Here is a 7,512-nt window from a genome sequence, read left to right on the forward strand (position 1 = left end):
CCCTCCCACACTGGACCGCGCCGGTATCAGTTACCGGTAGCGCTGCCTTGGTTGCTGTCGTAACCGTCACCGTCACTGGTGCCACTGTCACTTTCATCCTGATGCAGTACGCCGCCGGTCTTGACCGTCGAATCCCGCAGGGTCGAATTGAGGGCCGAGCGCGGCAATGGGTTGCTGGTGGTGGTCGACAGTTCCTGGCGGAACGGGTTGACCAGCTTGGCGTTCAGGCGAATGTCCTGGGACGACGCGCCCACCGACAGGGTGAAGCTGTCGGCGTCCACCACCCATTGCTTGCTCTTGACGTCGTAGTAGGCCAGCGAGCGATCGTTGAGCTCGATGGTCACACGCTTGCTCTCGCCAGGCTTGAGGAACACCTTCTTGTAGCCCTTGAGTTCCTTGAGCGCGCGCTCGACTTTCGGCGCGTTCTGGCCCACGTACAGCTCGGCGACTTCGGCGCCCGCCACCTTGCCGGTGTTGGCCAGGTCGAACGACACCTTGATCGGTGCGCCCGCCACCGCGACCCCAGGGGTCACACTGATGTTGCTGTAGCCGAAGGTGGTGTACGACAAGCCGTAGCCGAACGGGTAGAGCGGCTTGATGCCTTTTTTCTCGTAACCGCGATAGCCCAGGAACAGGTCGTCCTTGTAGCTCATCGTGGCCAGGGTTTCCTGATTGTCGAAAGTCGGGAAGGTCGCGTAGATCGGGTTGTCTTCGATGTTGCGCTCAATGCTGATCGGCAACTTGGCCGACGGGTTGACCTTGCCCAGCAGGATCTCCGCCAATGCCTGGCCGCCGTTCTGCCCTGGGTAGAACGCATGCAGCGCGGCCGGCACCTGGTCGATCCAGTCGCTCATCTTCAGCCCGGTGCCGCCGTGCAGGGTGACGATGGTGTGGGGGTTGACCTTGGCGATGCTCTGGATCAACTGGCCCTGGAATTCCGGCAGGTCGAAGCTGTGGTCGAAGCCTTCACCTTCGTACTCACTGCTGTTGCCCGCGGCCACCAGCACGGCGTCGTACTTGGCCAGGTCCTGCGGCGCAACCAGTGACGCCCAGCTCATCTGCACGCCCACCAGGCCGCCCATGGTCGAGAGGTAGCCGTTGCGGCGCGAGTATTCCAGCTTGATATCCACCGGTTTGCCGGCTTCCAGCTTGACCTTGGCAAACACCGGGATGGTTGGTGGGATGCTGTTGTTGGGCAGCGGCTTGCCGTCGCCGTTGTCGAGGACTTTCTGGCCGTTGACGTAGAGGCGCACGGCACCGTCGGCGCGCACCTTGAACACCTGCTCACCGCTGACTGTCGGGGTGATCTGCCCGCTGTAGCGGATCGAGGTGGCGGCGGTGTCGCCGTTCACCGGCAGGCTGTCGGTGGACCAGTCGAGGTCGACATGCTGGTCGGTGCGGCTGGCGGCCGGGTCTCCGGACCAGTTGCTGTTGTTGAAAAACTCGGTCTTCACGCCGTTGACGCGCTTGCCGTCGCTGTCGGTGTGGGTCCAGTTGGCGGCCGATGGGTCCAGGGACAATCCGTCGATAAACTCGACCTTGGCCCCCGGCGCCAATTGCTGCAGGCCGCTCAGCTCGCTGATGTAGTGGGCCGCCATCACGTTCGCGCTGCCGAAACCGGTCGGCGGGGCGTACTTGGCCAGGTTGCCGACCACCGCGATGGTCTTGACCTGCTTGGCGTCCAGCGGCAACAGGTTGTTCTGGTTCTTCAGCAGCACGATACCTTCGCGCGCGGCGTTCAGGGCCACGCGGTTGCTGGTGGCGCTGTTCATGTTGTGGCGGGTCAACGGCGCCTTGCTGTCGAACTTGTACAGGTAGATCTGCTTGAGGATGCGGCGCACCTTGTCATCGAGGATCGCGCCGCTCAGCTCGCCGCTGTCCAGGTACGGCTTGAGCACCGTGCTGTTCATCTGGTAGCCCATCATGTCCAGGTCGGTGCCGGCCTGTGCCGCCGGCAAGCCGTTGACCACCGCGTTGTAGTCGCTCTGCACGAAGCCTGGGTAGCCCCACTCGGTCTTCAGGATATCGTGGATCAGGTGCGAGTTTTCGCAGGCGAATTCGCCGTTCACCTTCTGGAAGGCGCACATCATCATCGCCACCTTGCTGTTCTTCGAGGCGGACTCGAACGGTGGCAGGGTCATTTCGCGCAGCACCCGCTCGCTGATGCTTTCATCGAGGTGGAAGCGGTTGCTTTCCTGGTCGTTGGCCGCGTAGTGCTTGGCATTGGCCCACACCCCGCGCGACTGGATACCATTGATCACCGCCGGCCCCAGGCTGGCGCCGAGGAATGGGTCTTCACCGGACAGGTATTCGAACGCACGGCCGCTGTACGGCATGCGGTACAGGTTCACGCCGGGGCCGGTGACGAACTGATACCCGCCGCTGGCGGTGTCGTAACCCAGGGCGCGGCCCAGGTCGATGGCGCGGCGCGGGTTCCAGCTGGCCGCCAGGTTCGGGCCCGACGGGTACACCACGCCCTGCTCGTTGCCTTCGCTGGTGTAGCGCACGCCGACGCCGCCATCGGCGCCGTGGATCTGCGGGATGCCGTATTGGCTCAGTGGCTTGACGTCCCAACCACCGGTGCCGCCGATATAGGCGAGTTTTTCTTCCAGGGTCATCTTGGCCAGGGTTTTATCCGCGGCTTTTTCCGCGCGGCTTACCCGGCCTTCATCCAGCGCAGGGCTGGTGGCCGCATGCACTTGGGCCACGGCCAGGGCCAGCAGGGCGAATGCCGACTGTGCACCGATCATCTTGCGTTTACTCATGGGTTTCTCCGACAACTCTTCGTTGGAAAATGGGACGGCGCTCGTCACTTTTTCGTGGGCAATAGTTCGCCTTGATCGCAATGTTTAACCGATGGCTAATTGCAATTACTGGGCGGGTTTTGCAGTTATAAAAGTTTAATAATTGTATTAATTATTCTTGTGGGTGATGTCTTGGCGATATCACGAGATGGCATTTTGAACCGCGAAAACGCCATAATTAAGGCAATTCTTGCGGTTATAAGTCAAACAAAAGCTAATTTTTGCGTAAAATAAGAAATATTTCATTACGATTTTGAACTTGAGTTAAACCTACTGGTCGATTTGTTTAAGAAAATTCAGGGTGGCATGGCAAATGAATGGCCCCGCTCGGTAGTTCTAAAAGGCCATGTTTTATACAAGCTGTCATACACATCGCTTTGGTGTAGGGTCTTGAACGAATTCAGGGCGCTACTTGAGCGGTCCGTTGTTTTTTATCTGGAGAATGTTCATGAAGATTTCCCTGTTGGGTGCCGGTTTTGTGCTGGGCGTTGCATTGAGTGGCGCAGCCATGGCGGCTGAAGCCACCGACGCGGACGCCAAGTCCGGCGCCACCGATTCCACGGTTTTGACCCAGACCCAGGATGCCAAGGCCGCGAAAAAACAGAAGGCCGAAACCACCAAGGGCGGCCGGCCGTTGAATGGCAGTCAGGCTGCGCCGAAGACCTCGAACTAACGGGGAAAACGCGATCCCCTGTGGGAGGGGGCTTGCCCCGATAACGGTTTATCAGTCAGCACATGCGGCAGCTGGTCCACCGCTATCGGGGGCAAGCCCCCTCCCACAAGGGTTCCCAGAGTCCTTCAGAACATTGCCCCTCAGATAGTCACCCATGCCCAGCCCCTCAACGCCCATCAACGCCTGCGACATGCACATCCCGCACACCGAACAGGTCTGCGCATGGCTGATGCAACACGCCGGCTTGAAAACCGTTGACCTGGAGCGCGCCCGGCGCTTGTCCCAGGAGTCGGGCGACAGCGAATTGCTCGGCCTGTTGACCCGCCTGGGGCTGGTCTCCGAAGTGGAGCTGGCCCGCGCCTGGGCCGATCTGCTCGGCGCGCCGCTGTTACTGGCGGAGGCCGCCCCGCCGTTGCTGGACCCGTTGCCGGCCTTGACCGAGCGCTTCATGCGCCACTATCAGGTGGTGCCGGTGGGCTGGAGCCAGGGCGGGTTGCGCGTGCTGGCGGCCAACCCGGCGCTGGTCTATCCGTTCCAGGCCATGGCCTATGCCTGCGGCGTGCCGGTGTGGCTGGCGGTGGGCCCGCGCAACGAAGTCGAAACCCTGATCGAGCGTTACTACGGCCAGGGCCGCTCGGCCATGGGCACCCTGATCGAGAACCTCGACGAGCAGGGCGGTGCGCTGGAAGACATCGAACACCTCAAGGACATGGCCTCCGAAGCGCCGGTGATTCGCCTGGTCAACCTGATCCTGCAGCGCGCGGTGGAACATCGCGCCTCGGACATTCATATCGAACCCTTCGAAAACCAGCTCAAGGTGCGCTACCGCATCGACGGCGTGCTGCACGAGGCCGAGGCGCCGCCGTCCAGTTCGTCGGCGGCGGTGATTTCACGGGTGAAGATCATGGCGCGCCTGGACATCGCCGAGCGACGCTTGCCCCAGGACGGGCGCATCATGCTGCGCATCCAAGGCAAGGAGCTGGACCTGCGCGTGTCCACGGTACCGACCAGTTTTGGCGAATCGGTGGTGATGCGTTTGCTCGATCGCCAGACCGTGCAGTTCGATTTCCAGAGCCTGGGCTTCGACGGCCAGCGCCTCGACACCTTCCTTGAGGTGCTCGAACGCCCCCACGGCATCCTGCTGGTCACCGGCCCCACCGGTTCGGGCAAGACCACCACGCTGTACACCGCGCTGTCGCGCCTCAATACCGCCGAGCGCAAGATCATCACCGTCGAAGACCCGGTGGAATACCAGCTCGAAGGCATCAACCAGATCCAGGTCAAACCGGCCATCGGCCTGGACTTCGCCGGTGCGCTGCGTTCCATCGTGCGCCAGGACCCGGACGTGATCATGATCGGTGAAATCCGCGACCTGGAAACCTGCCGCATCGCTATCCAGTCTTCGTTGACCGGGCACCTGGTGCTCTCGACCCTGCACACCAATAGCGCGGCAGCGAGTATCACGCGCCTGCTGGACATGGGTGTGGAAAGCTACCTGATTGCCTCGACGGTCAACGGCATCCTCGCCCAGCGCCTGGTGCGCCGCCTCGACCCGGCCACCCGTGAAGCCTTTGAAGCACCGCCGCAATTGATCGCCGAACACGGCCTGGATCGTTTTACCGACCAGCGCCCGATCCTGCTCTACCGGCCCCGCGCGGATGCACCGGGCGGCGGCTATCACGGGCGCAGCGCGATCACCGAACTGCTGGTGATGAACGACGAACTGCGCAGCCTGCTGATGCGTCAGGCCGACGCCGCCACCCTCGAACAGGCCGCCCGCCGTGGCGGCCTGCGCACCTTGCATGAAGAGGGCCTGCGCCAGGCGGTGGCCGGCGTCACCTCACTCGAAGAAGTGCTGCGCGTCACCCGGGGTGAGGGCACATGAGCCTGTACAAGTACCGCGCCCTCGATAGCCAGGGCCAGGCGCAGCACGGCACCCTGGAAGCCAAGGACCAGGACGCCGCCGTCGCCGCGCTGCACAAGCGCGGTTTGTTGTTGTTGCACATCGATGTGGCCGGCGCCCAGGGGCTGCGCAAGGCCTTCGGGCGCGGCCAGTTGAATGGTGCGGCGCTGGTCAGTTTCACCCAGCAACTGGCAACCCTGCTGGGGGCCGGCCAACCGTTGGAGCGCTCCCTCGGTATCCTGCTCAAACAGCCCGGCCAGCCGCAGGCTCGTGCGTTGATCGAGCGCATCCGCGAACAGGTCAAGGCGGGCCAGCCCTTGTCCAAGGCGCTGGAAGAGGAGGGCAGCCAGTTCTCGCCGCTGTACCTGAGCATGGTGCGTGCCGGCGAAGCGGGCGGCGCCCTGGAAAACACCCTGCGCCAGCTCAGCGACTACCTGGAGCGCAGCCAACTGCTCAGAGGCGAAGTGATCAACGCGTTGATCTACCCGGCGTTCCTGGTCGTGGGCGTGCTCGGTTCCCTGGCGCTGTTGCTGGCCTATGTGGTGCCGCAGTTCGTGCCGATCTTCAAGGACCTGGGCGTGCCGATCCCGCTGATCACCGAAGTGATCCTGGGACTGGGCCAGTTCCTCGGTGCTTATGGCCTGGCGGTGTTGGCCGGGCTGATCGTGACCGTCTGGACCCTCGCCGCGCGCCTGCGTGATCCGCGGCGGCGTGAACGTTATGACCGGCGCGTGCTGGGTATTCGTGTGATCGGCCCGCTGTTGCAACGCGTTGAGGCCGCCCGCCTGGCGCGCACCCTGGGCACCTTGCTCAGCAACGGCGTGGCCCTGCTGCAGGCCCTGGTCATCGCGCGGCAGGTCTGCACCAACCGCGCCCTGCAAGCGCAGGTCGCGCAGGCCGCCGAAGCGGTCAAGGGCGGCGGCACCCTGGCCAGCGCCTTCGGCAGCGAGCCACTGCTGCCGGACCTGGCCCTGCAAATGATTGAAGTCGGCGAACAGGCCGGTGAACTGGACAGCATGCTGCTCAAGGTCGCCGAGGTGTTCGACGTCGAAGCCAAGCGCGGAATCGACCGTCTGCTCGCCGCGCTGGTGCCGTCGCTGACCGTGGTGATGGCGGTGCTGGTGGCGGTGATCATGCTGGCGATCATGCTGCCGCTGATGAGCCTGACCAGCAATATATGAACCCCCTGAGGAAGCAAAACGATGCGTCAGACCCGATTTAAACCTGCCCGCCGCCAGGGCGGTTTTACCTTGTTGGAAATGCTCGCGGTGATCGTCCTGTTGGGCATTGTCGCGGCCATCGTTGTGCGTCAGGTCGGCGGCAATGTGGACAAGGGCAAGTACGGCGCGGGCAAGGCGCAACTGGCCAGCCTGAGCATGAAGATCGAAAGCTACGGGCTGGACGTCGGCTCGCCGCCCAAGACCCTGCAACAGTTGGTCGACAAGCCCGGCAACAGCGCCGGCTGGGCCGGGCCATACGCCAAGCCGTCTGACCTCAAGGACCCGTTCGGCCATGCCTTTGGTTATCGCTTCCCCGGTGAGCACGGCGCGTTCGACCTGATTTTCTACGGCCAGGACGGCCAACCCGGTGGCGAAGGCTACAGCGCCGACCTGGGCAACTGGGAATAAGCCACGACCATGGCCAACGCTCAACGCGGCTTTACCCTGCTGGAAATGCTGGTGGTGATCGTGCTGATCAGCCTCGCGGCCGGGTTGGTCGGCTTCGGCCTGCAACAGGGGCTGCGCGCCGCCAAGGAGCGCCAGGCCGTCGGCAGATCGTCGAGGCGCTACGTAGCACGCGGGCGCGGGCAATTGTGAGTGGTACCACCGAAAGCACCGTATTCGATTTGCAACAGCTGAGTTTTCAAGCGCCCGGCGCCCAAAAAACAACTGGCCGGCCGACCTGCAAGTGACCCTGCACACCGCCGAACAAGCCGGTTCGGCGGTGGCGTTCTACCCGACGGCAGCCTCCACCGGCGGCAACCTCGTTGTTGGCCAATGGCAGCCGGCGCTGGCGCATCGATATTGGCTGGCTGACCGGCAGCGTGCAGTCCAGGACGTTGCCATGAAGCATCAGCGCGGGTTCACCCTCCTGGAAATGCTCGCCGCGCTGACGTTGATGGCGATCTGTAG

At 63.2% G+C, this 7,512-nt stretch carries 7 protein-coding genes; 6 read left to right on the top strand and 1 reads right to left on the bottom strand.

Annotated features, from left to right (window positions below; translation table 11 throughout):
• Positions 1-26 precede the first annotated feature (26 nt).
• A complete protein-coding gene (locus JWR98_RS27385; protein ID WP_205491714.1) occupies positions 27-2,765 on the bottom strand; it encodes a beta-glucosidase in 2,739 nt (912 codons plus the stop codon).
• A 487-nt stretch (positions 2,766-3,252) separates the two neighbouring features.
• Here JWR98_RS27385 and JWR98_RS27390 point away from each other — a divergent pair, with 487 nt between their 5' ends.
• The 6 genes from JWR98_RS27390 to JWR98_RS30030 form a co-directional block, all read left to right on the top strand.
• Positions 3,253-3,477 (top strand): hypothetical protein, encoded by a 225-nt coding sequence (locus JWR98_RS27390; RefSeq protein ID WP_042944985.1) that lies wholly within the window; start codon positions 3,253-3,255, stop codon positions 3,475-3,477.
• Between the two features lie 154 nt (positions 3,478-3,631).
• Complete coding sequence (gene gspE / locus JWR98_RS27395; protein ID WP_482823939.1) at positions 3,632-5,362, top strand: type II secretion system ATPase GspE; 1,731 nt, start codon at positions 3,632-3,634, stop codon at positions 5,360-5,362.
• Entirely contained in the window at positions 5,359-6,561 is a 1,203-nt protein-coding gene (gspF, locus tag JWR98_RS27400) for a type II secretion system inner membrane protein GspF (RefSeq protein ID WP_078733881.1), read from the top strand. Before gspE ends, gspF begins: the two co-directional genes overlap by 4 nt.
• A gap of 21 nt (positions 6,562-6,582) precedes the next feature.
• Positions 6,583-7,008 (top strand): type II secretion system major pseudopilin GspG, encoded by a 426-nt coding sequence (gene gspG / locus JWR98_RS27405; protein WP_205491716.1) that lies wholly within the window; start codon positions 6,583-6,585, stop codon positions 7,006-7,008.
• A gap of 9 nt (positions 7,009-7,017) precedes the next feature.
• Complete coding sequence (locus JWR98_RS30025; RefSeq protein WP_225908880.1) at positions 7,018-7,197, top strand: type II secretion system protein; 180 nt, start codon at positions 7,018-7,020, stop codon at positions 7,195-7,197.
• A 91-nt stretch (positions 7,198-7,288) separates the two neighbouring features.
• On the top strand, positions 7,289-7,512 hold a 224-nt coding region (locus JWR98_RS30030; protein ID WP_341870886.1), incomplete at its 3' end, for a prepilin-type N-terminal cleavage/methylation domain-containing protein.

It is taken from the genome of Pseudomonas lactucae, from assembly GCF_016937615.1.
GTDB lineage: Bacteria > Pseudomonadota > Gammaproteobacteria > Pseudomonadales > Pseudomonadaceae > Aquipseudomonas > Aquipseudomonas lactucae.